The 24,300-nt window shown below is 61.7% G+C and carries 25 protein-coding genes; 16 read left to right on the forward strand and 9 right to left on the reverse strand.

All coding sequences use genetic code 11. From position 1 onward, the window contains the following. Nucleotides 1-39 precede the first annotated feature (39 nt). From ubiE to BLT85_RS13465, 9 genes are read left to right on the forward strand one after another with little or no spacing between them, the layout of a single operon-like run. Entirely contained in the window at nucleotides 40-798 is a 759-nt protein-coding gene (ubiE, locus tag BLT85_RS13425) for a bifunctional demethylmenaquinone methyltransferase/2-methoxy-6-polyprenyl-1,4-benzoquinol methylase UbiE (RefSeq protein ID WP_093395671.1), read from the forward strand. Then, entirely contained in the window at nucleotides 798-1,424 is a 627-nt protein-coding gene (locus BLT85_RS13430; protein ID WP_093395674.1) for a ubiquinone biosynthesis accessory factor UbiJ, read from the forward strand. Before ubiE ends, BLT85_RS13430 begins: the two co-directional genes overlap by 1 nt. Continuing rightward, nucleotides 1,421-3,052 (forward strand): ubiquinone biosynthesis regulatory protein kinase UbiB, encoded by a 1,632-nt coding sequence (gene ubiB, locus BLT85_RS13435; protein ID WP_093395676.1) that lies wholly within the window; start codon nucleotides 1,421-1,423, stop codon nucleotides 3,050-3,052. Before BLT85_RS13430 ends, ubiB begins: the two co-directional genes overlap by 4 nt. A 51-nt stretch (nucleotides 3,053-3,103) precedes the next feature. Further along, nucleotides 3,104-3,517: a phosphoribosyl-AMP cyclohydrolase gene (gene hisI / locus BLT85_RS13440; RefSeq protein WP_093395678.1), complete on the forward strand. Its 414-nt coding sequence runs from the start codon at nucleotides 3,104-3,106 to the stop codon at nucleotides 3,515-3,517. Next, nucleotides 3,510-3,839, forward strand: a complete 330-nt coding sequence (locus tag BLT85_RS13445) for a phosphoribosyl-ATP diphosphatase (protein ID WP_093395680.1) — start codon at nucleotides 3,510-3,512, stop codon at nucleotides 3,837-3,839. The genes hisI and BLT85_RS13445 overlap by 8 nt, the downstream gene beginning before the upstream one ends. A gap of 29 nt (nucleotides 3,840-3,868) precedes the next feature. Then, on the forward strand, nucleotides 3,869-4,108 hold the full coding sequence (gene tatA, locus BLT85_RS13450) for a twin-arginine translocase TatA/TatE family subunit (RefSeq protein WP_093395682.1): 240 nt from the start codon (nucleotides 3,869-3,871) through the stop codon (nucleotides 4,106-4,108). Between the two features lie 6 nt (nucleotides 4,109-4,114). After that, the gene (gene tatB / locus BLT85_RS13455; RefSeq protein ID WP_093395684.1) at nucleotides 4,115-4,528 is read left to right on the forward strand and encodes a Sec-independent protein translocase protein TatB; all 414 of its coding nucleotides are present in this window, start codon (nucleotides 4,115-4,117) and stop codon (nucleotides 4,526-4,528) included. Further along, on the forward strand, nucleotides 4,518-5,312 hold the full coding sequence (gene tatC, locus BLT85_RS13460) for a twin-arginine translocase subunit TatC (RefSeq protein ID WP_093395686.1): 795 nt from the start codon (nucleotides 4,518-4,520) through the stop codon (nucleotides 5,310-5,312). Before tatB ends, tatC begins: the two co-directional genes overlap by 11 nt. Further along, on the forward strand, nucleotides 5,309-6,016 hold the full coding sequence (locus BLT85_RS13465) for a 16S rRNA (uracil(1498)-N(3))-methyltransferase (RefSeq protein WP_093395689.1): 708 nt from the start codon (nucleotides 5,309-5,311) through the stop codon (nucleotides 6,014-6,016). Before tatC ends, BLT85_RS13465 begins: the two co-directional genes overlap by 4 nt. A 65-nt stretch (nucleotides 6,017-6,081) precedes the next feature. On the opposite strand, the gene BLT85_RS13470 is transcribed toward BLT85_RS13465, so the two are convergent. Then, nucleotides 6,082-8,043, reverse strand: a complete 1,962-nt coding sequence (locus BLT85_RS13470; RefSeq protein WP_093395691.1) for a methyl-accepting chemotaxis protein — start codon at nucleotides 8,041-8,043, stop codon at nucleotides 6,082-6,084. A gap of 297 nt (nucleotides 8,044-8,340) precedes the next feature. Here BLT85_RS13470 and BLT85_RS13475 point away from each other — a divergent pair, with 297 nt between their 5' ends. Both BLT85_RS13475 and BLT85_RS13480 read left to right on the forward strand, forming a co-directional pair. Next, a complete protein-coding gene (locus BLT85_RS13475) occupies nucleotides 8,341-9,672 on the forward strand; it encodes a TrkH family potassium uptake protein (protein WP_231701482.1) in 1,332 nt (443 codons plus the stop codon). Beyond that, nucleotides 9,665-10,354: a potassium channel family protein gene (locus BLT85_RS13480; protein ID WP_093395693.1), complete on the forward strand. Its 690-nt coding sequence runs from the start codon at nucleotides 9,665-9,667 to the stop codon at nucleotides 10,352-10,354. The genes BLT85_RS13475 and BLT85_RS13480 overlap by 8 nt, the downstream gene beginning before the upstream one ends. A 20-nt stretch (nucleotides 10,355-10,374) precedes the next feature. On the opposite strand, the gene BLT85_RS13485 is transcribed toward BLT85_RS13480, so the two are convergent. Continuing rightward, on the reverse strand, nucleotides 10,375-10,863 hold the full coding sequence (locus tag BLT85_RS13485) for a winged helix-turn-helix transcriptional regulator (RefSeq protein ID WP_093395695.1): 489 nt from the start codon (nucleotides 10,861-10,863) through the stop codon (nucleotides 10,375-10,377). 109 nt (nucleotides 10,864-10,972) lie between these two features. Between BLT85_RS13485 and BLT85_RS13490 the strand changes: the two genes are divergently transcribed. Together BLT85_RS13490 and BLT85_RS13495 are read left to right on the forward strand one after the other, a co-directional pair. Next, nucleotides 10,973-11,701 carry an SDR family oxidoreductase gene (locus tag BLT85_RS13490; RefSeq protein WP_093395698.1) on the forward strand — a complete coding sequence of 243 codons (729 nt, stop codon included), beginning with the start codon at nucleotides 10,973-10,975 and terminating at the stop codon, nucleotides 11,699-11,701. A 22-nt stretch (nucleotides 11,702-11,723) separates the two neighbouring features. Further along, nucleotides 11,724-12,308, forward strand: a complete 585-nt coding sequence (locus tag BLT85_RS13495; RefSeq protein WP_093395700.1) for a 2-hydroxychromene-2-carboxylate isomerase — start codon at nucleotides 11,724-11,726, stop codon at nucleotides 12,306-12,308. Between the two features lie 14 nt (nucleotides 12,309-12,322). Here the strand turns inward: BLT85_RS13495 and dtd are convergent, their stop codons facing one another. From dtd to BLT85_RS13530, 7 genes are all read right to left on the reverse strand, one after another. Continuing rightward, nucleotides 12,323-12,760 (reverse strand): D-aminoacyl-tRNA deacylase, encoded by a 438-nt coding sequence (gene dtd, locus BLT85_RS13500; RefSeq protein WP_093395702.1) that lies wholly within the window; start codon nucleotides 12,758-12,760, stop codon nucleotides 12,323-12,325. A gap of 1 nt (nucleotide 12,761) precedes the next feature. Next, nucleotides 12,762-13,733 carry a prolyl aminopeptidase gene (gene pip, locus BLT85_RS13505; protein ID WP_093395704.1) on the reverse strand — a complete coding sequence of 324 codons (972 nt, stop codon included), beginning with the start codon at nucleotides 13,731-13,733 and terminating at the stop codon, nucleotides 12,762-12,764. A gap of 114 nt (nucleotides 13,734-13,847) precedes the next feature. Further along, a complete protein-coding gene (locus BLT85_RS13510) occupies nucleotides 13,848-14,429 on the reverse strand; it encodes an NnrU family protein (protein WP_093395706.1) in 582 nt (193 codons plus the stop codon). Between the two features lie 21 nt (nucleotides 14,430-14,450). Continuing rightward, the gene (locus BLT85_RS13515) at nucleotides 14,451-15,791 is read right to left on the reverse strand and encodes an META domain-containing protein (RefSeq protein WP_093395708.1); all 1,341 of its coding nucleotides are present in this window, start codon (nucleotides 15,789-15,791) and stop codon (nucleotides 14,451-14,453) included. 75 nt (nucleotides 15,792-15,866) lie between these two features. Beyond that, nucleotides 15,867-16,424 carry a DUF924 family protein gene (locus BLT85_RS13520; RefSeq protein ID WP_093395710.1) on the reverse strand — a complete coding sequence of 186 codons (558 nt, stop codon included), beginning with the start codon at nucleotides 16,422-16,424 and terminating at the stop codon, nucleotides 15,867-15,869. Nucleotides 16,425-16,479: 55 nt separating this feature from the next. After that, entirely contained in the window at nucleotides 16,480-18,447 is a 1,968-nt protein-coding gene (locus tag BLT85_RS13525; protein ID WP_093395712.1) for an acyltransferase family protein, read from the reverse strand. Between the two features lie 224 nt (nucleotides 18,448-18,671). After that, entirely contained in the window at nucleotides 18,672-18,926 is a 255-nt protein-coding gene (locus tag BLT85_RS13530; protein WP_093395714.1) for a GlsB/YeaQ/YmgE family stress response membrane protein, read from the reverse strand. 164 nt (nucleotides 18,927-19,090) lie between these two features. Between BLT85_RS13530 and BLT85_RS13535 the strand changes: the two genes are divergently transcribed. From BLT85_RS13535 to fhuB, 3 genes are all read left to right on the forward strand, one after another. Beyond that, the gene (locus BLT85_RS13535; protein WP_231701483.1) at nucleotides 19,091-21,283 is read left to right on the forward strand and encodes a TonB-dependent receptor; all 2,193 of its coding nucleotides are present in this window, start codon (nucleotides 19,091-19,093) and stop codon (nucleotides 21,281-21,283) included. 141 nt (nucleotides 21,284-21,424) lie between these two features. Next, the gene (locus BLT85_RS13540) at nucleotides 21,425-22,318 is read left to right on the forward strand and encodes an ABC transporter substrate-binding protein (protein WP_093395716.1); all 894 of its coding nucleotides are present in this window, start codon (nucleotides 21,425-21,427) and stop codon (nucleotides 22,316-22,318) included. Then, nucleotides 22,311-24,299, forward strand: coding sequence for a Fe(3+)-hydroxamate ABC transporter permease FhuB (gene fhuB / locus BLT85_RS13545; RefSeq protein ID WP_093395718.1), 1,989 nt, complete (start codon nucleotides 22,311-22,313; stop codon nucleotides 24,297-24,299). Before BLT85_RS13540 ends, fhuB begins: the two co-directional genes overlap by 8 nt. Nucleotide 24,300: the final 1 nt, after the last annotated feature.

The raw sequence follows: 24,300 nt of genomic DNA on the forward strand, positions 1-24,300 counted from the left end.
TGGGTAGAATGAGCGCTGAATTGCCAACGCGGACGCACCATGACCGAGAAGAACACTGACCGTACGACTCACTTCGGCTACCAGACAGTGGCCGAATCCGAAAAGGCGCAAAAGGTTGCCGAGGTGTTTCATTCGGTCGCAGCAAAATACGACCTGATGAACGATCTGATGTCGGGTGGCGTACACCGGCTGTGGAAACGTTTCACCATCGAACTGTCCGGCGTGCGGCAGGGCAATCGGGTCCTGGACATCGCCGGCGGCACGGGCGATCTGACGCGCAAGTTCTCCCGGCTGGTCGGCCCCGAAGGCGAGGTGGTCCTGGCTGACATCAACGCCTCGATGCTCAAGGTCGGTCGCGATCGGTTGCTGGACAAGGGCATCGCAGGCAACGTGCGCTTCGTCCAGGCCGACGCCGAAACCCTGCCGTTCCCTGACAATCACTTCGATTGCATCACCATCGCTTTCGGCCTGCGCAACGTGACGCACAAGGAAAAAGCCCTGGAATCGATGCTGCGCGTCCTCAAGCCAGGCGGGCGCCTGCTGGTGCTGGAATTTTCCAAGCCCGGCAACAAGCTGCTGTCCAAGGCCTACGACCAGTACTCGTTCACCCTGCTGCCGTTGATGGGCAAGCTGATCACCAACGATTCACAAAGCTATCGCTATCTGGCGGAGTCCATCCGCATGCACCCCGACCAGGACACGCTTAAAGCGATGATGGAACAGGCCGGCTTCGCCCGGGTGACCTACCACAACATGACCGGTGGCATTGTCGCGCTGCACAGGGGAATCAAGCCCTGATGCTGACGCAGGCTCTGTTAGCCGCCGCCGAGCGCAGCATTTCGCTGGCGGTCTCGCGTGATCCGCTGACCGGCAAGCGCCTTGGCGCGCTGGCAGGCAAGGTCATACGGATCCAGTCGCGGACGCCAGACATTACCCTGTACCTGTTACCCGGCGAGGACGGCATCGTGCTGCTCGGCCCGGATGCCGACCTGGCCGCCGATTGTTCCCTGAGCGCACCCGCGAGCATGCTTGCCCGCCTGGCGCTGAGCAGTCAGCGCAAACAACTGCTCGAAGACCCCAGCGTCGAGCTGAGCGGCGACACCCAGGTACTGGTTGATCTGCAGAACGTCTTTGCCGACCTGCGCCTGGATAGCGAAGCGGAACTGGCGCGCTGGGCCGGCCCGGTCGCTGCGCACGCCCTCGGTCAAGTGGCGCGTACCGGACGAGACTGGAGCGCGTCGACACGCCGTAGCCTGGACGCCGCCATACGCGACTACCTGACCGAAGAAACACGTCAGCTGGTCGGCCGCCGGGAAGCGGACAGCGCCGCGATGGCCATTCATGAACTGCGCCTGCGCCTGGATCGGCTCGATGCCCGCGTACTTCACCTCGAAAACCCTGCTGCGGACATCCCAGACGCATGAACTTCACCGCCCTCTGGCGCCTTCTGCGCATCCTGCACATCTTCGTCCGCTATCGTCTCGACCAGTTGCTGCTCGATCTGCCGCTGCCCTGGTACGGCCGGCTGCTGCTGAAGATAGGCCCCTGGCGGCTGCGTCCCGCCCCGCGCGACCTTACACGTGGCGCTCGCTTGCGCCGGGCCTTCGAAGATCTCGGTCCGGTCTTCATCAAGTTCGGTCAGATTCTCTCCACGCGCCGCGACCTGATGCCGGATGATATCGCCCTGGAACTGGCGTTTCTGCAGGACAAGGTGCCGCCTTTCGCTCCCGCGATAGCCCGGGCGCGGATCGAGGAGCAGCTCGGCGAACCTATCGAGCACGTGTTCTCGCGGTTTTCCGATGAGCCACTGGCCTCGGCCTCGGTCGCCCAGGTGCATGCCGCCACGCTGCATGACGGCAGCGAAGTGGTGGTGAAGGTCACCCGACCGGACATTGGCCCGGTGATTCACCAGGACATGCAGTGGCTATATCTCTGTGCCCGTACGCTGGAAAAGGTGTCCAGCGAAGGTCGGCGCCTGCGTCCGGTGGAAGTGGTCCGCGACTACGAGAGCACTATCTTCGACGAGCTGGATCTGCACCGCGAAGCGGCTAATGCTTCTCAGCTGCGACGCAATTTCGAAGGCTCCGACCTGCTGTACATTCCCAAGGTCTACTGGGAGTGGTGCAAACCGCGGGTGATGGTCATGGAACGCATCAGCGGCGTACCGGTGACCAACCTGGACGCGCTGAACGATCAGCGCACCGATATGAAAAAGCTGGCCGAGCGCGGCGTCGAAATCTTTTTCACTCAGGTATTCCGCGACAGTTTCTTTCATGCCGACATGCATCCGGGCAACATTTTCGTCTCGCGCGCCCACCCGTGGGAGCCGCAGTACATCGCCATCGACTTCGGCATCGTCGGCAGCCTGACGCCCCAGGATCAAAGCTACCTGGCGCGTAACCTGCTGGCTTTCTTCAAACGCGATTACCGTCGCGTAGCGCAGCTGCATATCGATTCGGGCTGGGTACCGGCTGACACGCGCGTGAACGAATTCGAAGCGGCCATTCGCAGCGTCTGCGAGCCGATCTTTGAACGGCCGCTGCGCGATATTTCGTTCGGCCAGCTCCTGTTACGCCTGTTCCAGACTGCCCGGCGCTTCAATATGGAAATTCAGCCGCAGCTGGTGTTGCTGCAGAAAACTCTGCTGAACATAGAAGGGCTCGGGCGCCAGCTCTATCCGGACCTGGATCTATGGTCTACTGCGCAGCCCTATCTGGAACGCTGGATGCGTGAACGAGCCATGCCGCACCAGCGCCTGCATCACTGGCAGGAATATGCGGAGCAGGTGCCGGAGTTGCTGGCCGACGCGAGACAGGCCCTGCACAATCTCGCCGAGAAACCGGAACATCCGCCGCACCGGGCGCGGCAAACCCCGGCGCCGTCGGAGGCCGCACGTCGAGACAATTCGCTGGCGTTGCGTCTGGTAGGTCTGGTGCTGGCTGTCGCGGGGGCCGGAGGCCTTGGTGCCGACTACAGTCTCTGGGCACAGGCTCAGCCACTTTACTGGCTGGTCTTGGCCAGCGGCAGCTGGCTCATACTGCGCCGCCCTTGAGTCGCTCGCACATCTGGCGCGGCCAACCCATAAACTGGCACACTTGAATACATGAAACAGACCAATGAAGAAGGCAGCTGGCTCGACGCCGTGAAGTGGGATGCCGACGGGTTGATCCCGGCCATCGCACAGGATGTGCATACCCAGCGTGTGCTGATGGTTGCCTGGATGAACCGCGAGGCGCTGTCGCTCACGGCAGAGGAAAAACGTGGCATCTATTGGTCACGTTCACGACGCAAGCTGTGGCGCAAGGGAGAGGAGTCCGGGCATGTGCAGGTATTGCATGAGCTGCGCCTGGATTGCGATGCCGACGTCGTCGTGTTGATGGTCGAACAACTGGGCGGCATCGCGTGTCACACAGGCCGTCAAAGCTGTTTTTACCGTGTGTTTCGAGACGGCCAGTGGCACGTGATCGACCCGGTTCTGAAGGATCCGAATCAGATTTATGAGCACAAGCATGAGTGATACGCTAAGCCGCCTGGCCGAAGTACTCGAGCAGCGCAAGCAGGCAGGGGCCGAGAGTTCCTATGTCGCCAGCCTTCACGCCAAGGGTCTTAACAAGATTCTCGAGAAGGTCGGCGAGGAATGCACCGAGACGCTGCTTGCCGCGAAGGATTGCCAGCACAGCGAAGACAAGTCCGAACTGATCTACGAGACGGCCGATCTGTGGTTTCACAGTCTGGTCATGCTCAGCCACCTCGGCCTCGGACCGGATGACGTACTGAAAGAACTCGAACGGCGCTTCGACCTGTCCGGCCTGGCCGAAAAGGCGTCTCGCCAGAAATAGCTAGGGCCTGAATGGCCCGGGAGAATGACATGGGTTTCGGTGGTATCAGCGTCTGGCAATTATTGATCGTATTGCTCATCGTCGTGCTGCTGTTTGGCACCAAACGCCTGAAGAGCATCGGCGGTGACCTGGGCGAAGCCATCAAGGGTTTTCGCAAGTCGGTCAACTCCGAAGAGGAAGACAAGGACAAGCCCAACGTCCAACACAAGACCGGCGATACCCTCGACGTGAACCCGGAGAAGAAGCCGGATCAGCAGCACAGGGACTGATCGTTCATGTTCGATGCCGGCTTTACCGAAATGCTCGTGGTGGCGATTATCGCCCTGCTTGTATTGGGCCCGGAGCGCCTGCCCGGAGCTGTTCGCACCGCAGGTTTGACCATCGGCCGGATCAAGCGCGGCTTTGCTGACGTGCGCAATCAGGTCGAGCGCGAGCTTGGCACGGATGAATTGCGCCAGCAGTTGCACAACGAACGCATCATGGCCGACTTGGCCAAGAAGGATAAGGAAGTCGACTCTCCCGCCGCAGCCCCCGCCGCTCGGCCTGCCTCGAATGTGAAACGTCCCGGTAACCAGACTGACACAGGCAGCTCGCAGACTACCGCGACCAGTGCTGCCGCGGTTCCAGCCGAAGCAGCCCCACCCAGCAAGCTGCCCGACGATGAACCAGACACGACTGATGAGCGATAAGCGCACTACCCAACCAGGCGACGACATGCCCCTGGTGGCCCACCTGACCGAGCTGCGTTCGCGCCTGCTGCGCATCGTCGTGGTGTGGATGCTGATTTTCGCCGGCCTGTTCTACTTCGCCAACGATCTGTATACGTTCATTTCCGAGCCGTTGCGTGCCTACATGCCTGAAGGCACCAGCATGATCGCCACGGACGTCGCGTCGCCCTTCCTGACACCGTTCAAACTGGCTCTGGTCAGTGCGCTGTTCCTGGCCATGCCGTTCGTGTTACACCAGATATGGGGTTTCATCGCGCCCGGTCTGTACAAGCACGAAAAACGCCTCGCCGTTCCGTTGCTCGCCTCCAGCATCGTGCTGTTCTATTCCGGCATGGCCTTCGCCTACTTCGTGGTGTTCCCGCTGGTGTTCGGGTTCTTTACCAGCACCGCGCCGGCCGGTGTCGCGGTGATGACCGACATCAACAAGTATCTGGATTTCGTACTCACGCTGTTCATGGCATTTGGGTTGTCGTTCGAGATTCCCGTCGCGACCGTGCTTCTGGTGCTGGCTGGCATCGTCGATGTCGCCAAACTCAAGGAAATACGTCCTTACGTAGTGGTCGGCTGCTTCGTGATCGGTATGGTCCTGACGCCGCCGGACGTGATTTCCCAGGCGTTGCTGGCGATCCCCATGTGGCTGCTCTACGAAGTTGGCATCGTCTTCAGCCAGATGGTCCGTCCGCGCAAAGACGACGCGGAGCCGGAATCCACAGCGGACAAACCGGAACAACAGCCGCCGGCATGAACCTGCTTCTGCTTGAAGAGGCGGATTTCATTGCCGACGACCTCGCGCGGCTGAGCGGCCGGCGACTGCAGCATATGCTGGCGATACAGAAAGTGGATGAAGGGGGTTCGCTGCGTGTCGGCCGGATTGGCGGCGACATGGGAAAGGGAACCATCCTCTCGCTCAGCGATAGCCATGCCGAGCTAAGCATTACACTCGACCAGCCACCGCCACCCAAGCTAGCGGTCACTCTGCTCCTGGCAATGCCGCGACCGAAGATGTTCCGGCGGATCATGCAGCACTGCGCCACGCTCGGCGTTCCACGCATCGTCCTGCTCAACAGCTATCGGGTCGAAAAGAGCTACTGGCAGACGCCCTTTCTGGAGCCTGCTTCACTACGCGAGAATCTGCTCCTGGGTCTCGAACAGGCGCGCGATACCGTCCTGCCCGAGGTGATGGTGGAAAAGCGCTTCAAGCCCTTTGTCGAAGACCGGCTGCCGGCACTCCTAGCCAATACCCTGCCCCTTCTCGCCCACCCTGGCGACTATCCGCCAGCACCCAGGGCAACCACTACAGCGGTCACCCTCGCGATCGGACCGGAAGGCGGCTGGATTCCCTACGAAGTGGAAAAGTTCGTCGAAGCAGGATTCCAGCCGGTTCAGCTTGGAGCGCGCATTCTACGGGTCGAGACCGCCGTCACGTCACTGATCGGTCGACTCTTCTAATGCACACTCCGTAGTGCGAGCCGGTCCGATGACCGACCTCGCGCCACGGGATGCTCGGTCAACGATCAGCCAAGCGAGAATCGCTCGGTCAACCCCTGCAGCTGCTGACCCAGTCGCGCCAGCTCTTCACTAGAGCGGGAAATCTCATCCGATCCGGCCGCCGACTGGTCTGCAATGGTGTTGATCCGCTGCACGCTCCGGTTGACTTCTTCGGCCACTGCACTCTGCTCGGTGGCGGCCGAGGCGATCTGCACGTTCATCGTTGCAATGGTCGCAACCGCCTCCGAAATCCGCCGTAGCGCGCGCGCCACCTGCTCACCCTCCTCGACGCTGGCTTCGGCGCGCTTTCGGTTCTGCGCCATGGAGCGGACCGTCTGCTCCACTCCCGACTGCAGGTCATCGATAAGCGCCTCGATCTCCGTTGTCGACTCCTGGGTGCGCTGGGCTAGCGAGCGAACTTCGGTCGCTACCACGGCAAAGCCGCGGCCCTGTTCGCCGGCCCGTGCCGCTTCGATGGCGGCGTTCAATGCAAGCAGATTGGTCTGCTCGGCGATACCCTTGATAACGTCGAGCACCCGGGTGACGTTGCTGCTCTTGTCCTTGACGATCGAGACCATGTTGGTCGAGGCCTGGATATCGTTCGCCAGTGCCTGGATGGATTGTTGACTGGTCGTGACCAGACGCTCGCCCTCGCTACTGGCGCGATCGGAATCCTGCGCAGCGCCGGACGCCTGCTCGGCGTTGCCTGCGACCTCGTGGAAGCTGGTACTCATCTGCTGCATGGCAGAGGCCACCTGCTCGACCTCTTGCCGCTGGCTCTGGACTCCCTGGGCGGTCTGTATCGTGACGGCGGAGAGCTGCTCGGCCGCCGCGGCCACCTCGGTAGCGCTTAGCTGCAGCCCGCCGATCAGCTCACGCAACCCCCGTATCATGTCGCCCAGCCCCTGGAGCACACCGCCGACCTCATCCTGGCTGTCCACCACGATCTCGACATCCAGTCGACCCTCGGCAACTGCTCTGGCGGCAGCCGCAGCCTGCTGCAATCTCGGGACGATGCTGCGGGCGATTGCCCAGGCGAAGACGACACCGAGGACGATCGCCGCCAGTGGCAAAACCACCGTGTTGCGGCGCACGCTATCCGAGATAGACAACATTTGCGCCTTTTGATCGGCCCGGGCAGCTTCGGCCGAGGCGATTGCTTCCTGCGCCTCCCTGACCATGCCGGCCTGGGCCTGCTGGCTCTCTGTTTCAAGTTCGACATAACGGCGGAAGGCAGTTCGGTAGTCATCAATCGACGCAGCTGCCTCGACAATGGCCGCGCTCCGTGTCGGATCCTGCACGGTTGCGTCAAGCTGACCGAGCTGCGCCTGGATTCGCTCTACGGCTGCGTCAACGGCCGCGGAGTACTCGCCCAAGCGATAGATCATGAAATTCTTCTCGTCAGTGCGGGCATCGAGCATCCAACGCATGACGGCATTGGCTTCCTCCGCCAGCTGCACATCACGCTGGATGAACTCAATGGTACCGCCCGCGGACAGCTCCCTGAGCATTTCGTCCTGCAGCAATGTTCTGAGCTGACCCAGATGATCGAGCACCGACTGTGCCTTGCTGCGCATTTCCTCGACGATCAGCGCTCGCTCACGCACCACTTCGGCGTACCGGTCGAATTGCGCCTGGTACTGCCCGGTCTGCTGGATCAGCCCTTCCATCAGTTGATCATTCTGCTGGTCGTGGAAGTGGTTGTCGCGCAGATCGCGAGCCAGCATCGAGACCTCGGCCAGGTGGCTTTGGAGCGCCTCGCTTCTCGATGCGTCAGGCGCGGCGATGTAGTTTTTTTCTGCCAGCCGCGCATCCTGTAGCCCCTTGATCAGACGGTTGGTGTCATCGGCCTTGTCTACCCGATCAACGACCGCGTTGATTCCGTCATTCGAGAGCAGCCCTACCAATGCCGTGAGCAGCAGAACGGCGCCAAATCCGATGGCCAGCTTCCATTTGACTGCAAGATCCTTGAAACGAAAATGTGACATGTGACTACTCCGAAGGGGGTCGGAACAACATCTCTATGCCCGGCATTTTGGCCGGAACCAGCCTGTATCGGCTCGGCCCTTCAGAGCTTTAATCGCCTCACCACATTCGGGTAAGCACACCCGCGATAGCTGCTCTCCCGCGAGTCCGGCCTCGGTTGTGCAGACCCGCCATCGGGAACTAAACGATGCGCAAGGCGATCAGCTTGCTTCAGCAGGCCTCGGTTGATCGAGGCCTCGGCGCTGCCCGCCAACAGACGCATCGCCGTATCCAATCGCCATTGCAGGAAGGAACCGTCGTTGCGACTCAGCCCCACCCGCCGCCCCGTCCTCCTCATTCCGCTGGCCTTTCTGGTGGTTTCTCTGATCGGCACGGGACTGCTTGCGCTGCCCATCGCGACTGCCGAGCCCGGCGGTGCACCGATGATAACGGCCTTGTTTACCGCGGTATCAGCGGTTTGCGTGACCGGTCTGATCGTGCAGGACACAGCCGTGTATTGGTCTTTCTTCGGGCAGGTGGTGATCCTGATTCTGTTTCAGATCGGCGGCCTTGGCATCATGAGCGGCGCGACACTGCTTGGCCTGGTGGTAAAAAAGCATCTGCAGCTCAGTAGCCGCCTGGTCGCTCAACAGGAGACGCAATCGCTCGGATTGGGTGATGTCGCCGGCATCCTCAAGCTCATCATACTGGTGACGATTGGCGTAGAGGCCGCGCTGGCGTTGATCCTGAGTGCGCATCTGCACCTTGTCTACGACGAGCCCCTGCGAACGGCTATCTGGAACGGCGTTTTCCACGCGGTATCGGCATTCAACAATGCCGGGTTCTCCACCTATTCGGACAGCCTCATGCGGTTCGTCACGGATCCGGTGGTGCTGTTACCCATGATGTTTGCGTTGATCCTAGGCGGTCTCGGCTTTCCGGTCCTGCATGAGCTTCGCCCCGGCCAGCGGCACAAACCCCGGACGGTTCATTTCAAGATCACTGTCTGGGGCTCCGCCTTCCTGCTCGCCAGCGGAGCATTGGCGATACTCGCCTACGAGTGGAACAACCCCTCCACCATGGGAGACCTGGAACCCGGGGGGAAGCTGCTATCGGCGCTCTTTCATTCAGCCACAGCCAGAACCGCGGGCTTCAATACGCTGGATGTCGGCGAGATGGAGCCGCAAACGCTGGCAGTGAACTACTGGCTGATGTTCATTGGCGGCGGCAGCGCGGGTACCGCTGGCGGCATCAAGGTCACGACCTTCTTTCTGCTGTTCTTTTTCATCTGGGCGGAGATTCGCGGGGATACCGACACCGTCGCTTTCGGTCGAAGAATTGCTTCTCCCCTGCAGCGCCAGGCGATGACGGTGGTCTCCCTCGGTTTTGCTACAGTCGGAGTAGGCACGATCACTTTGCTGAGCATGACCCCTTTCGAGTTCGGCGAGGTGTTATTCGAAGCCATATCTGCCTTCGCTACAGTCGGGCTAACGACAGGCATTACCGATCAGCTGCCGCCATCGGGTCAGTTGGTGATCATCGCGTTGATGTTCATCGGGAGGGTAGGCACGACGACCTTTGCCGCGTCGCTGGCCCTGCGAAGCACCACCAAACATTATCGTTATCCAGAGGAGCGCCCAATCGTTGGCTAAGTCGTCCCAGAAGAAGCTGGAAACCGAAGGCGTCGCTGTCCTCGGCCTGGGTCGCTTCGGCTCAGCCGTGGTCGAGTCGCTCACCGCGCTCGGGCATGAGGTGCTTGGAATCGATAGTGACGGCACCAAGGTTCAGCACTGGGCCGATCATCTCACGCAGGTGGCACAAGCCGACTGCACGGACATCGAAGCATTGCGTCAGTTGGGAGTCGATCAGTTCAAGCATGTCGTGGTGAGCGTCAGCCGCGACCTGGAAGCGAGCGTACTGACGGTATTGGCTCTCCAGGAGTTGGAGATCGCCAATATCTGGGCCCGGGCCACGAGCAAGCGCCATGGGTTGATTCTCGAGCGAACGGGGGCTCATCGCATCGTCTATCCAGAGACCTCGATGGGCGATCGAGTTGCGCACCTGGTGACAGGGAGAATGATCGACTTCATCAAGTTCGATGACGGATTCGCCATCGCCTCGACTGCGGCACCCGAGCATTTGCACGACAAGACGCTGGCCGACGCAGACGTGCACAAACGCTTCGGGGTCAACATAGTCGGGCTCAAACGGCACAAGGTCAAGTTCATCTACGCCAAGCCGGAGACCGTGGTCCATGCCGACGACATTCTCATCGTCGGTGGTCAGGCCGATCAGGTCGAAACCTTTGCCGCGTCGACCGGCGAGGATCGCTGATACACCCGTCGTACGGCGGGCTAACCTTCGATTGGACGCTCCGGTATGACGCCGTTTACGTCCCAGCCTGGCCCGGTCTCGACAGTCACATCCCGCGCGTGAACCGCTTCCCCACATTCCGAGCACACCATTACCGGACGCATGAGCTGCCCACAGCCAACATGGCGATGCAGCACAGGCGCGCTCCGTCCACCTAGCATGTGCTTGTCGCCCCAATGCACCAGCGCCAGCATGACCGGATGCAGATCCCGCCCGCGCTCGGTCAGCCGATATTCCTCCCGCAGGGGCTTCTGTTGATAGGCCACGCGAACCAGCACACCCGCCTCGACCAGCTTTTTCAACCGATCAGCCAGCACGTGGCGGGTTATACCGAGACGCTTCTCAAACGCTTCAAAGCGGCGAATCCCGAGAAAACAGTCGCGCAGAACAAGCAGCGTCCAGCGGTCGCCCACCACTGACAAGGTGCGCGACATGGAACAGGGCTGCTTATCGAGATCTTCCCAACGCATGAAGGACTCCCAGGGACACGAATCTGTCCATCTTACTTGACAGGTTCCAAAAAGAAACCGACTATCATATAAGTTCCAAAAAAGAACCTATAGAACAAAGGAGCAGATCATGTCCTCTAAGCCCGTAGCCTTGATAATCGGCGCCGGCGACGCGACCGGCGGCGCTATAGCCCGCCGCTTCGCCCGCGAGGGTTTCATCGTTTGCGTCACTCGGCGTCATCTGGACCCGCTTCAACCGCTGGTCGAGCAGATTCACTCAGTGGGCGGCGTTGCCCACCCCTTCGCCTGCGATGCGCGCAGCGAAGAGCAGACGGTCGAGCTGTTCACGCGGATCGAACGGGACATAGGCCCGATCGAGGTGTTGGTCTTCAACATCGGCGCCAACGTGCGCTTCTCGATCACCGAGACCACCGAGCGCGTGTACCGGAAAGTTTGGGAAATGGCCGCCCTGGCGGGCTTTCTGGCCGGACGCGAAGCAGCCAGAGTGATGCTCGAGCGTGGGCGCGGAACCATCATCTTCACCGGAGCGACGGCGTCGCTGCGCGGCGGCAAGGGGTTCGCGGCCTTTGCCAGCGCCAAGTTCGCGCTGCGCGCGTTGGCGCAGAGCATGGCGCGCGAACTGGGACCGGAGGGCATTCACGTCGCCCACCCGATCATCGACGGAGCCATCGACACTGCCTTCATTCGCGACAATTTCCCCGAGCGCTACGCATTGAAAGAACAGGACGGCATTCTCGATCCCGAGCATATTGCCGAACAGTACTGGCAGCTGCATTGCCAGCCCCGATCCGCCTGGACGCACGAACTCGACCTGCGCCCCTGGCTGGAAACGTTCTGAACGACGACAGGAGCAGCAAAGCATGAGCAAGCAGATCGAGTTTTTCTTCGACGTGGGCAGCCCCGCCAGCTACCTGGCCTGGACCCAGCTACCTGCACTGGCCGAGCGGCACGGCGCCGAGATAGTGTGGAAACCGATGCTGTTGGGCGGCGTCTTCCAGGCCACCGGCAACAGCTCGCCGGCTACCGTCGAGGCCAAGGGCCGCTACAGCCGGATCGACATGCAGCGTTTCGCCCGACACTACCGCGTGACGCTCAATCACAATCCGCATTTTCCGATCAACACCTTGATGCTGATGCGCGGCGCAGTGGGTTATCTGGACACGCCGCGTTTCCATGAGTACCTGGCCGCCATATTCAAGGCGATGTGGGTCGAGCAGCGCGACATGCACCAACCTCAGGTGATCGGCGAGGTCTTGACGGCGGCCGGATTCGATCCGCAGGAGGTCCTGGCCCGGTGCAGCGACCCCGCGATAAAGGATCGCTTGAAGGCTCTGACTACCGAGGCGGTGGAACGCGGGGTGTTCGGGGCACCGACCTTTTTTGTCGGAGAAGAGATGTTCTTCGGACAGGACCGGCTGGAGTGGGTGGAGCGGGCTCTGGCGTAGCTCGCGCCAGCGATTCAGACCTCCAGGAGGAAGGTGACCGGCCCATCATTGACCAGGTGCACCTGCATATCCGCACCGAAGCGTCCGCTGGCGACGTGCGGGTGCACCTGACGAGCCTGATCCAGAAGGTAGTCGAACAGCTGCTCGGCCTGCTGCGGTGGCGCAGCCGTAGAGAAGCCCGGACGCAGACCTTTGCGCGTGTCCGCCGCCAGGGTGAACTGAGAAACCAGCAACAAACCACCCGCGACATCCTGCAGCGACGCGTTCATGCGTCCTTCGGTATCGTTGAACACACGGTACTTCAGCAACCGCTGCAACAGTTTGTCGGCGGCAGCTCGATCGTCTTCAGGCTCTACGCCAACCAGCACCAGCAGTCCCTGATCGATCGAACCGACGACCTCACCCCGGACCTCGACTCGCGCCTGGGTAACGCGCTGGAGCAACGCCTTCATCTCACTCGGCCTGCGGAGCCAGGTCGAGCAGCTGGCGCGCCATCGCCTGCGTCGCGCGAACCAGTGCGTCGGCTATGCCCGGCTCGGAAGCGGCGTGCCCGGCGTCACGGATGATCTGCAGCTCGCTGCCCGGCCAACGCTGGTGCAGCGCAAAGGCGTTGTCGAGCGGACAGACCATATCGTAACGCCCGTGCACAAGGATCCCTGGCAGGTGCTCGATCTTCTGCATGTTTTCCAGCAGCTCATCCGGGTTGAGGAACGCCTTGTTGATGAAGTAATGACATTCGATGCGCGCAATCGAATAGGCTCGACGGGCGTCGCTGAAACGCTCGACGACCTGGGCACTGGGGCGCAGGGTGGCGCAGCGGCCTTCCCAGATCGACCAGCTTCTCGCTGCATGCATGCGACAGATCTCGTCGTCGCCCGTCAGCCGCTTGTAATAGGCAGCGACCATGTCGCCGCGTTCCTGCTCGGGTATCAGCGATAGGTAGTCTTCCCAGTAATCCGGAAAAATATGGCTGGCGCCTTCCTGATAAAACCAGCGGATGTCCTGATCGCGACACAGGAAGATCCCGCGTAGGATCAACCCGAGCACCCTGTCCGGGTGGGCCTGGGCGTAGGCCAGCGCCAGCGTCGAACCCCAGGAGCCGCCGAACAGCACCCATTTCTCCACCCCGAGATGCTCGCGCAACGCCTCGAGATCCTCGATCAGATGCGCCGTGGTGTTGTTCTCCAGCGAAGCATGCGGGGTGGAACGACCTGAGCCACGCTGATCGAAGGTGATGATGCGGTAGATCGATGGATCGAAAAACCGCCGGCTCAGTGCGTCGCACCCGGCCCCAGGCCCTCCGTGGATGAACACAACGGGCAAGCCGTCCCGCTGTCCGCTTTCATCGGCATAGAGTACGTGTGGGGGCTCAACGGGGAGTTCATGACGAGCGAAGGGTTTGATCTCCGGGTACAACAGCTGCATGGTCTGCTCCTGGGCTGGCGGCCCTAGAGGGTGGCCGCCGATGTACGCGTATGACCGTTCACATTACTGCCCGTAGCGATGCCTGTCACGCGCGGTAGTGCTGAAGAAAGGCGATCAGGCGGCACCGAAGGGTGCCACGCCGATAATCATTTCGTGAAGCCACAGTGCAAAGGCCACCCAGGCAACCACGCCGATCACCAATACGGCCACGTCGCGGCTGGCACGTCCGCTGCGCGTCATGCCAGCGAGACGATCGCGACGACGCAGAACGATGAACAGCGCTACCGCCCAGGCCAGGAAACTACCGAACAACAGCAGGTCGGCCAGGGTGCCGTTGGCGATAAGGTGCGCTATCGCCCAGAACTTCACTCCAAGCAGCATCGGGTGCCCTACCCGGGCCTTGATATGCGAGCCAGGTACGTAGGCCGCAACCAGCAGGACGAAAGCCGGTAGCGTCAGCAATGCGGCCAGATGGCGAGTCCAGACCGGCGGTACCCACAGCCAGGTCGGAGCCAGCCGCGCCTGGCCGTAACCGTAGACGATCAATACCAGGCCCAGCACCGCTACCACCGTGTACAAGCCCTTCCAGGCCAGCGGCCCGAGCCGCACGATCATCTGCCCGCGCCAGCGTGGTACGAACAGACCAACTGAGTGGATACCGAGAAACATCACCAGCCCTGCGATCAATGCAAGCATGTTCCTGTCCTTGTTGGCACATCACGGCGCCGCGGTAAGCGCGGTCGCCTGTTCCCTCGCGCGAATGCTGCGATTATCGTCGCCCTGCAACAGCAATTCACCGTCCCTGTCGAGATCGAACCAGCCGATCCCTTCAAGACTCCTCAGAAAGCGTCGCTCCTGCTCGAGTATCTCCGGCGCGCATGCCTTCATCGTCGTCAGCGCCTGCGAGAAGGTCAAGCCCTCTTCTCCAAGCTGATACTCGCCGGTGAAGTTATTGCAGGAACCTACACCGACAAGCCGGTTGTCGCTACGAAACTCCAGGGTGATTGCGGTCTGTTCCAGTATCGGCTCGCCATCGATGTGTTCCACCTGCCAGACCGCACCTTGCAGCAGCCTAAGCGGATCTCCGCCGCAGCCCTGCATACGTCGGTCGCCTTCCTGAAGTTCGACACGGTGGGGGTAAACCAGTCCGCTGGCGGGGTCTCGACAGGGTTCCTTGCGGGCTTCGATCACCAGCGAACCATCGTCGCTGCGCGCCGTGCGGTGACTGTTGTCGGTGCCGCTGATGCGGTACGGCACGGGCTCGACGCCTGCTTCGGGCTCGCCGACATGCAGGCCTTGCTGATTAATCTCCAGGTGCCAGGCGGGATCGTGACCGAAGGCTCGAAACGGCAGAGCCAGCCCGCCCGGCGCCACGCAAAGCGGGTAAGCCTGGCCATGCAGGGTCAATCTGGCCGCATCGCCCTCGGTCCAGAATGTGGTGCTCGGCTCGCCCTCGGCCTGGTACCGAGCGCCGGAAGCGCTCGGTACCGGCAGCATCACGTGGCGCTCGCCGAACGCTTCAAGCAGGAGATCATCTCCTGCGTATCCGGCACTTATCTGCAGGCGGCCACATTCCAGAATGCTGCTGAAGGCGGCTCCGCGCCGGGGCAACAGCAGCATCTCGCCCACATCCAGCTCATCGACCCGGTGGTTGATAGCCAGTGGCTCGGATAACCATGCCGGTTTGCCGCGTTCGAATATGGTGGCTCGCAATATATAGGCATTGGCGCGGCGCAAGGCCTCGGGAGGTACTTCGAGTTTGAACCCGACCGGCACCTGTCGATCGATCAGATCGATGCGCTGGCTGGCCAGAGTGCCGCTGTCATCGTTGTCCTGTGCAGCGGCGTCACGCAGCTCGATGAGCGCGTGGCTCTCGGGCGGGAGCGCGATGCGGGCGCGGTAACTCAGACTGCCAGTGATACTTCGCAGCAGCGGCTCGTTGGCCCGTGTTCGATCTTCGGCGCGCACCGATCCGGCTGGCGGGGAATTACCCGTGTCGGAGCAGCCGGCCGTCAACGCGAGTAGCGTCAACAGCACGGCGCAGGACAGCATTTTCATTATTGTTCTCCTCGGTCGTTTCCCTCAGACCGGCGCTACCATCACCCGTTCACCGCACCAAAGCGCTGGCGATGCTCAGAAGCTCGAACCAGGTTGTTCGAGAAATGCCTGTTCTTCGGGGCTGGACGCTCGGCCCAATACTGCGTTGCGGTGCGGATATCGACCGAAACGCAAGATAATGTCGCGGTGCCGTTTCTCGAAGCGCAGGTTCTCTTCCAGTCCCGGCACGTCGAACAGCTTCATGGCCAGCTGATGTACCGCCAGCGATTCACTGTGCATATACGGCATATAGAAAAACACTCGGCGCTGGGGTGGCAGCTGCTGGTCGGCGCCGGCGCCGATCGCTTCCTGCGCCAGCACCAGTGCCATACCATCCTGGGCGAAGGCCTGCGGCCGATCACGCCAGATGTTGCGCGAGAATTGGTCGAGGACGATGATTTCGGCCAGCCGCCCCTCCGGACTACGCCGCCAGTACAACAGCTCGCCCTGCACAGCCTGCTCATGCAGCATGCCGAAGCGTTCGCGGATGCTGGCGTCCAGATCGACATCCTTCTGCCACCACATGCGCGGTTCGATCTCTTCGAACCAGAACGAAAGCACCGCCTGACAGGCGTCCGAAGTCGGCTCGGTCATACCACCCCCTTATGTTGCTCGCGTCGGCATGCGGCCAGTCCGGGCGCCTAGCGACTCAGTCGCGCAATACCTGCAGCTCCTTTTCCAGCATACGGCCGAACTTGCGCTCGCCCGCCGGGCTCCAGTGATCGCCGTCGTGGAAGTAGATATTCTTGCAGTCGATCAGGTTGTCCCCATCGGTAACGTCGATCAGCTCCACCGTCGATACGTATTCGATGCGACCCCGACGCGATACAGCCCGATCGATATGTCGGTCGAGGTTTTCGAAGGACTGCAACAGATTTTCTCGTACCTCCGGCGGCGACGCGCAGCCATTGACCACGTATTCCCGCGGCATGATATGCGGCTCGACTCGCGGGCCAAGCCAGACGACGTTCGCTACTTCACTGAGCGAATCCAGGTAATCGAGTGTCTTTTCGACGTCCTCGCTGTTGGGCTTGAACACCGTATGGGCGTCTTCACTGATCCGCGCGCGGGTCATCTCGCGGCCGCGGGGCGTTTCCAGCAGATAGAACCCTGCCTGGTTGTAGATCACGTTGTCGAATATGTGAGGTCGCTCGATAGCGAAGCGATAAAAGCTATCGTAGGCGCACCACTGCGAGTCGGCGCCCGCCCGGCAGCCTTTCTGGTTGAGACTGAACAGGAACCGCCGGTCGTCCTCTTGCGCGAGGGCGTGATAAACGTTTTCGCCATGTGAATCGCCTATGACTACCAACCCTGAACCAAATGCTGCGTGACAATTCTGCAGGCGCTGCCTGGTTGCCGGGTCCAGCCGGTCGGCTTCAAAGACGCAATAGCCCTTCTCCAGCTCCGGCGTCCGTTCGGACTCTTCGATCATCGCCAAGGCTCGCTCCTGCTCCGACTCCAGTCGCGCCTCATACTGCAATACCCGGTGGTTCTGGAAGGCTGCGGCGAGCGCGAATACGAACAGAAAGGTCGAGAGCGTGGCGGCGGTCGAGAAGAGTGCGTGTCGCTCAATATTACGGCGCTGACGAAACGGGTTCTCGATGAAGCGCCAGGATAGATAGGCGAGCACGAACGTCAGGCCTACCATGCCGAGCACCAACGGCAGCGTCAGGCTGCGCATGGTGTAGATGCGGGTGAATGCGAAGAGTGGCTGGTGGATGAGGTAGGCGCTGTAGCTGACCGTCCCGATGAACACCAGTGGCCGCAACGATAGTACCCTGCCGACCAGCGTCTCACGAGTGGCGTAGGCGATGATCAGCATGGTGCCCGCTACCGGGACCAGCGCGTAGACACCCGGAAACGGCGTGCCGGCGTGAAACAGGAACACTGCCAGGCCGATGAGACCCACCCCGGCAAGCGCCGCCAGATTGCCGAACCATCGCCGATTGCTGCCGGACTCATGCATACCCAGCGCAAGCAACGAGCCGGCGAGCATTTCCCAGGCACGGGTAGGAAGCAGGAAGAAGCTCGCCGAGGCATGCGAATCCACTAGCTCTTGTGCCAGCGCCAGGCTTGCCAGCGCCACCAATGCCAGTAACGCCAGGAGCATGCGCAGTGACAGGCGACGGAAGAGGATCAGCGCGAAGGGAAATACCAGATAGAACTGCTCCTCAACGGCCAACGACCAGGTATGCAGCAGTGGGGTGAGCTCGGCAGCGGATCCGAAGTAGTCGCTTTCCTGCCAGAAGTAGAGGTTGGAGGCGAATACCTGTACCGAGGCGACGCTGAACAGAAACTCCTTGAACTCCGACGGCAACAGCAAGAGCCAGGCGAACGGCAGACAGACCAGCGTTACGGCGGTTACCGCCGGATACAGGCGACGTATCCGCCGCTCATAAAACCGCGCCACCGTGAAGGTGCCATCCTGGATCTCGCGATAGATGATCGCAGTGATCAGGTAACCGCTGATGACGAAAAACACATCCACACCAACGAAGCCACCGCTGAACAGCTCGAAGCCGGCGTGATAAAGAATGACCGGCAGTACTGCCAGCGCACGCAAACCGTCTACCTCAGGGCGATAGGCGATGGCCGGGTTGTGCACCGGTGGCTTCATTCAAGCGCGCTCCGTTATGCCCGTACGGGCGTCCGCGCAATGGCTCGCCGAACAGTGTGATTCACTTGGAAGTGGCTGCAGAGGGCAGCTCGCCCGGAGAGATTGCGGTCCGGCCCCTTGCCGAACCCTTGATTGGTCCCGATGGTGTAAAGATGGTTCCGTGCACGCACAGCGATGACATCGCCCGCCTCGTGCTGAAACGGGCAATGCAGAGCCGCCGGTGCTCAGTGCTTCTTCTTGCTTGTCACTGCGCCGTAGATCACCAGAAGAATGATCGCGCCAACCACCGCCCCGATGAATCCGGCCCCTTCGCCCGCCTCATAGAGACCGAGTGCCTGGCCACCGTAGGTTGCCAGCAACGAACCACCGATACCCAGCAGAATGGTCATGATCCAGCCCATGCTGTCATTGCCGGGCTTGAGGAAACGTGCAATCAACCCGACCAGCAAGCCGATTACGATGGTGCCAATAATACCCATACAAGTCTTCTCCTGATCTGAACGCGAAAGCCGCGTACCTCTGTGACCGGGCGAAAGGGATGCGGTTCGCGAAAGCTGCCCGTGGAGTGGGTCGTGATTGATAATCCTTCTCATTAGTATTAGAGTCGCGCTAATTTTCTGCTCGAATGCGAAGGAGAATCGCCGTGTCCCCCCTACGTACCCCGCTGATGACAGCCGGTTTCATGTTGACCTCGCTGGCCATCGCCATCCCCGCCCAGGCGGTAACGACCCTGGACAGCACCGTGGTTATCGGCGGCCGCGCGGCCACCACTATCAGCGACATTCCAGGCACCGCCTGGGTCATCGAGTCGGAGCAGCTTCATCAACAGTTTCGCTCGGGCGTGACGTTGAAAGAGGCACTGAGCCAACTGGTTCCCGGTATGGACGTGGCGTCACAGGGGCGCACAAACTACGGTCAGAACATGCGTGGCCGCGGCGTGCTGGTGATGATCGACGGCGTATCGCTCAACAGCGCGCGCAATGTCAGCCGTCAGTTCGACAGCATTGATCCGTTCAATATCGAGCGCATCGAAGTACTGTCCGGCGCCAATGCCATCTACGGCGGCGGTGCCACCGGCGGCATTATCAACATCGTCACCAAGCGCGGCACGTCGGGCGATACCCGGTACGAGCTCGAGGCCGGTGTGCGTAGCGGTTTCGAAGACAGCGATGACCGCGATATCCACGCTGGCGCGGCGGTCAGCGGCGGCGGTGAAAGTTGGGCTGGACGCCTTTCACTGGCCGGCATCGACAACGGCGGCTCGTACGATAGCGATGGCGAGCAGGTGATCTTCGACATCACCCAGACCGACCTGCAGTACAATCGCGCCATCGATCTGCTCGGCAGCCTGGATTTCAATTTGGCCAACGGACACGTACTGCGCCTCAACGCACAGCGTTACGACTCCGGCTTCGAAGGCGACAAGGGCGTGTACTTCGGCCCCAACCTGGCCGCCCTGCAACCACCCTTCCCGGACGTGGTCGAGATACGCGAGGGGTTCGAATCAGACCTTGAGCCGCGTACCGAGCGGACCGCGCTGAGTGCCAACTATTACGTGCCCGACGTGTTTGGTCATCAGCTCAACCTGCAGACGTATTTCCGCGAGGAGAAGCTCAACTTCCATCCCTTCCCCTACGTCTCCAGAAACTATTTTTCGGCCTCCGAACAGGACACCACCCAAGCCGGCTTCAAGGCCGTCCTGAGTCGTAGCGTTGGCGACTTCGCCTTCAACTACGGAGTCGATTACGAGCGGGAAAAATTCGAAGCTGACCAGACCCTGTTCGATTTCCCGACCGCCGTAAACAGCGGCGGCCTCATCCTCGATTCGACCGCCACGGTCGGTCGCTACCCATCCTTCACTACCGACGGCATCGCTGCCTTCGCCCAGGCCGACTGGCGCGCGACGGATCGACTACTGCTCACGGCAGGCGTGCGCCAGCAGCGCTACTACCTGGAAGTTGGCGATTTTGTCGATGCCAACGAGCAGGTGCGCCAGGCACTCGGCCTATCTTCCGGGGCCGATGCGATCCCAGGCGGCGAAAACGATTACGACACCACTCTGGTCAATCTGGGCGCTGTGTTCACCCTGCAACCCGGTAATCAGCTGTGGGCGAACGTCTCTCAAGGTTACGAAATCCCCGACCCCGGCAAGTATTACGGCCGCGGTGTTTATGTCACCAATGGCACCTATCGCGAGTTGCAAGAGAGCATCAACGTTGACGAAGAGCCGCTCAAGGCGATCAAGAGCAATCAGGTCGAGCTCGGCTGGCGGATGTTCCGCGGCAACTTCGATGCGCAGGTGGCCGCTTATTACCTGTGGTCGGACGAAAGCCTCTCATACAACTCCAGCAACCTGGCGGTACAGGTCGACGACGACAAGCGCCGCAACTACGGCCTCGAAGGGCAACTCAACTATCGTCTGAGCGACGCCTGGCAGGTGGGCACCAGCGCCCATTACACACGTGCAGAGCTGGAAAACGATGACGGCGACTGGGACAAGCAGGCGGTAACACTCGCCAGCCCGTCGAAGGTGTCGGCTTACATTGGTTGGGAAAACGCGCAAAACGGCGTACGCCTGCAGAGCATTACCAGCCTCGACCTGGAAGACGAAGCCGGTAACGAGCTCGATGGCTACACTACCCTGGATCTGCTGACTCGGCATCAGCTCCCGGTCGGAGAACTCAACTTCGGTATCCAGAACCTGCTGAACCGCGACTACACGACCGTTTGGGGTCAGCGCTCGCAACTGTTCTATTCCAGCTACGCACCCGCCAACACTTTTGATTACCGCGGCCGCGGCACCACCTACAGCGTCAGCTACAACGTCGCGTTCTAAGCACCGGCGATCCGAAAAGCCGCCCTGCCGGGCGGCTTTTCATGCGAATGGCCCGGGCCCGTCAGCCGGATTGGCATCCCGCGCCCGGTGCCCGATAATCGCCGTGGTCGCGCAACCGAGCCTGCCTACAGGAATAACGCCATGACCCGTTTCATCGCCCTTCTCGCCATAGTGTTTGGCGCGCACGTTCATGCCGCAACCGTGCTGGTCCATGAAACGGGCGAAATTCGCTTTGAAGGCCCCCCGCAGCGCATTGTCGCGTTGAACTGGGCAATGGTCGAAACGCTGCTCGGTCTGGGCGTGATGCCTGCCGCAGTAGCCGAGCCGGAAGGCTATCGCACCTGGGCCAATCACCCGCCGCTGCCCGACGGAGCGCTGGATGTCGGCAATCGGCGCGAGCCAAACCTTGAGGCAATCAGCCAGGCGCGGCCTGACCTGATTCTGGTCAGCGGCGATCTGCACGGCATGCTTCCGGCATTCGAGGCCATCGCACCGACCGCGGTATACACGTTGTTCAAGCCGGGGCAGGACCCTGCGCATCGGGCAGCCGAAGTCGTGCAACAGATTGCCATCGGCCTCGGCCGCGAAGAACAGGGCACGGCCCTGCTCGATCGCGTTGCCGAACTGCAGGCGCAGAACGCCGAGCGGCTACGCGCTGCCGGTCGTACTGACACGCCGGTCCTGCTGATGAGCTTTCTGGATGAGCGCAGCCTGCGCGTCCATGCGCCCAATGCGCTCTTGTCCACCGCTCTGGAAGAACTGGGATTGGACAACGCCTGGGAAGGCGAGAGTAATTTCTGGGGCTTTGCCACCATCAATCTGGCGCAGCTTGGCAAGTATCCGGGTGCTCACTTCCTGATAATCAAACCAACACCACCGGGACTGCACCAAGCGTTGGAGCGGAACCCTGTGTGGCAGGCATTGCAGCCTGTGAAAGCCGGACGGGTCACCGAGCTGCCGCCTGTCTGGACCTTCGGCAGCGTACTGACCAAAGCGCGCATGGGCCAGGTACTGACCGAGACCTGGCTTGATTAGTAATACACATGACTCACGGCTGACCGGCTTCGGGGCGCTGGCGCTGGTCGGACTGGCCGCCTTCGCCCTGAGCCTGCTGCAATTGGGTCAGTTGCTCGGCTGGCAGTCACTGCCCGAGTTACTCGATGCAGGCAGCTTCACCCGGGTGTTGGCGTGGCAGGCCTGGGCACCGCGCACGCTGATGGCCATTCTGCTTGGGGCCGGCCTGGGTATCGCCGGCTGCCTGATGCAACAAGTACTGCGTAATCCGCTGGCCTCGCCGACGACAATGGGGACGGCCGCTGGCGCACAGTTGGCGCTGACCGTTGCCATGCTGCTGATGCCCTCGACACTGGAACAGGGCCGCACACTGGTCGCCCTGGGCGGCGCCGTTCTTGCAACTGCCGTGGTACTGCTGCTGAGCATGAAGGATCGCCTGGCCCCGGTCAGCGTGGCGCTCTCCGGCATGCTGGTTACGCTTTACTGTGGCGCCCTGAGCCATGCGCTGATGTTACTCAATGAACAACGTCTGGCCAGCATGTTCCTCTGGGGCGCGGGAAATCTCGATCAGTATGGCTGGCAGGGATTGGCGCGTCTCTGGCCGCTTCTCGCCGCGTGCGGTGTGGTTGCCCTGGCTCTGCGCAGACCCTTGGCGATGCTCGAACTGGGCAGCAACGGAGCAGCCAGCCTGGGCGTACCTACTCAATGGATTCGCCTTGGCGCGCTCGGCGCCGCGGTGCTGATCACCGCGTTGGTGGTAGGCGAGGTCGGCCTGATCGGGTTCGTCGGTCTGGTCACGCCGTCACTGGTGCGTCTGCTGGGCCCGCGGACATTTCTAGCGCGCCTGCTCTGGTGCATTCCGGTCGGTGCCCTGTTGCTGCTGATCGCCGATACCGCTGCCCAGCTCCTCACCCCCTGGCTCGGGGCACGGCTGATTCCTACCGGGGCGATGACCGCTTTGATCGGCGCCCCAGTCCTGGTGTGGCTGTTGCGCCGTCACAGCAGTGCCTTCGGCGCCACCCGAGAAGGGCTGCAGCCCGGGCGACATGCCAATTGGCTGTCCTGGTCAGTGGTGCTCGTGTTGTTCGGCGCAACGGTCTGGCTAGCTCTGAGTTGGGGGCCTGCCGCGCAAGGCTGGCACTGGACACCGTGGTCTGAGCTGGAGCCGGTATGGCAATGGCGAGCGCCGCGGGTGTTCAGCGCGGCGCTCGCCGGCGCGCTGCTGGCGCTCGCCGGAACGATCATCCAGCGTCTGACCCACAACCCGATGGCCAGCCCCGAGATATTAGGCATCAGCTCAGGCGCGGCCATGTGCCTGGTCGCCCTGCTACTGTTCTGGCCGCTGGCGCCCCGGCTTGCCCAGCTCGGCGCTGCCGGAGCCGGGTCCGCGGCAGCACTAGCCTTGCTGTTGTGGTTGAGTCGCCAGCAGCATATGGGGCCCCATCGGCTGTTGTTGACGGGCATTGGCCTGGGCGCCGCTGCGGATGCCCTCGTGCGGCTATTGTTGTCGGGCGGTGATGCGCAGGCGCTGGCGCTGTTGACCTGGCTTTCGGGCTCGACCTATCAGAACATCGTGAATGAGCACCAGTGGCTACTGGCCTGGGCGCTCGCCTGCGCAATGGCCGCCGCGTTGATGCTGCGCTGGATTCGCTTGCTCGGCCTGGGCGGCGAAATGCCGCAAAGCCTGGGCGTGCCGATGGCCGCGGCTCGTGCCGGCGTACTGCTGGTGGCCTGCCTGGCTGCGGCGGGCGCAACCATGGTGGTTGGTCCGCTCAGCTTCGTCGGCCTCATGGCACCGCATATGGCTCATCGCTGGAGCGGCCGCCAGGCGGGCATGCATTTGCTTGCAGCGGGACTGTTCGGCGCCTGGTTGATGATTCTCGCGGACTGGGCAGGGCGTACGCTGATCTACCCGGACCAGCTGCCCGCTGGGCTACTGGCCGCGCTGTTGGGCGGAGTCTACTGGTTATGGCAGTGGCGGGGGCAGCGCTCGGGCCGCTGAG

Origin of the sequence: Halopseudomonas xinjiangensis (assembly GCF_900104945.1) — a bacterium.
GTDB lineage: Bacteria > Pseudomonadota > Gammaproteobacteria > Pseudomonadales > Pseudomonadaceae > Halopseudomonas > Halopseudomonas xinjiangensis.

Coding starts and splice junctions, on each gene's coding strand:
- ubiE (WP_093395671.1), top strand. CDS start 40: ATGACCGAGAAGAACACTGACCGTACGACTCACTTCGGCTACCAGACA.
- BLT85_RS13430 (WP_093395674.1), top strand. CDS start 798: ATGCTGACGCAGGCTCTGTTAGCCGCCGCCGAGCGCAGCATTTCGCTG.
- ubiB (WP_093395676.1), top strand. CDS start 1,421: ATGAACTTCACCGCCCTCTGGCGCCTTCTGCGCATCCTGCACATCTTC.
- hisI (WP_093395678.1), top strand. CDS start 3,104: ATGAAACAGACCAATGAAGAAGGCAGCTGGCTCGACGCCGTGAAGTGG.
- BLT85_RS13445 (WP_093395680.1), top strand. CDS start 3,510: ATGAGTGATACGCTAAGCCGCCTGGCCGAAGTACTCGAGCAGCGCAAG.
- tatA (WP_093395682.1), top strand. CDS start 3,869: ATGGGTTTCGGTGGTATCAGCGTCTGGCAATTATTGATCGTATTGCTC.
- tatB (WP_093395684.1), top strand. CDS start 4,115: ATGTTCGATGCCGGCTTTACCGAAATGCTCGTGGTGGCGATTATCGCC.
- tatC (WP_093395686.1), top strand. CDS start 4,518: ATGAGCGATAAGCGCACTACCCAACCAGGCGACGACATGCCCCTGGTG.
- BLT85_RS13465 (WP_093395689.1), top strand. CDS start 5,309: ATGAACCTGCTTCTGCTTGAAGAGGCGGATTTCATTGCCGACGACCTC.
- BLT85_RS13470 (WP_093395691.1), bottom strand. CDS start 8,043: ATGTCACATTTTCGTTTCAAGGATCTTGCAGTCAAATGGAAGCTGGCC.
- BLT85_RS13485 (WP_093395695.1), bottom strand. CDS start 10,863: ATGCGTTGGGAAGATCTCGATAAGCAGCCCTGTTCCATGTCGCGCACC.
- BLT85_RS13490 (WP_093395698.1), top strand. CDS start 10,973: ATGTCCTCTAAGCCCGTAGCCTTGATAATCGGCGCCGGCGACGCGACC.
- BLT85_RS13495 (WP_093395700.1), top strand. CDS start 11,724: ATGAGCAAGCAGATCGAGTTTTTCTTCGACGTGGGCAGCCCCGCCAGC.
- dtd (WP_093395702.1), bottom strand. CDS start 12,760: ATGAAGGCGTTGCTCCAGCGCGTTACCCAGGCGCGAGTCGAGGTCCGG.
- pip (WP_093395704.1), bottom strand. CDS start 13,733: ATGCAGCTGTTGTACCCGGAGATCAAACCCTTCGCTCGTCATGAACTC.
- BLT85_RS13510 (WP_093395706.1), bottom strand. CDS start 14,429: ATGCTTGCATTGATCGCAGGGCTGGTGATGTTTCTCGGTATCCACTCA.
- BLT85_RS13515 (WP_093395708.1), bottom strand. CDS start 15,791: ATGAAAATGCTGTCCTGCGCCGTGCTGTTGACGCTACTCGCGTTGACG.
- BLT85_RS13520 (WP_093395710.1), bottom strand. CDS start 16,424: ATGACCGAGCCGACTTCGGACGCCTGTCAGGCGGTGCTTTCGTTCTGG.
- BLT85_RS13525 (WP_093395712.1), bottom strand. CDS start 18,447: ATGAAGCCACCGGTGCACAACCCGGCCATCGCCTATCGCCCTGAGGTA.
- BLT85_RS13530 (WP_093395714.1), bottom strand. CDS start 18,926: ATGGGTATTATTGGCACCATCGTAATCGGCTTGCTGGTCGGGTTGATT.
- BLT85_RS13540 (WP_093395716.1), top strand. CDS start 21,425: ATGACCCGTTTCATCGCCCTTCTCGCCATAGTGTTTGGCGCGCACGTT.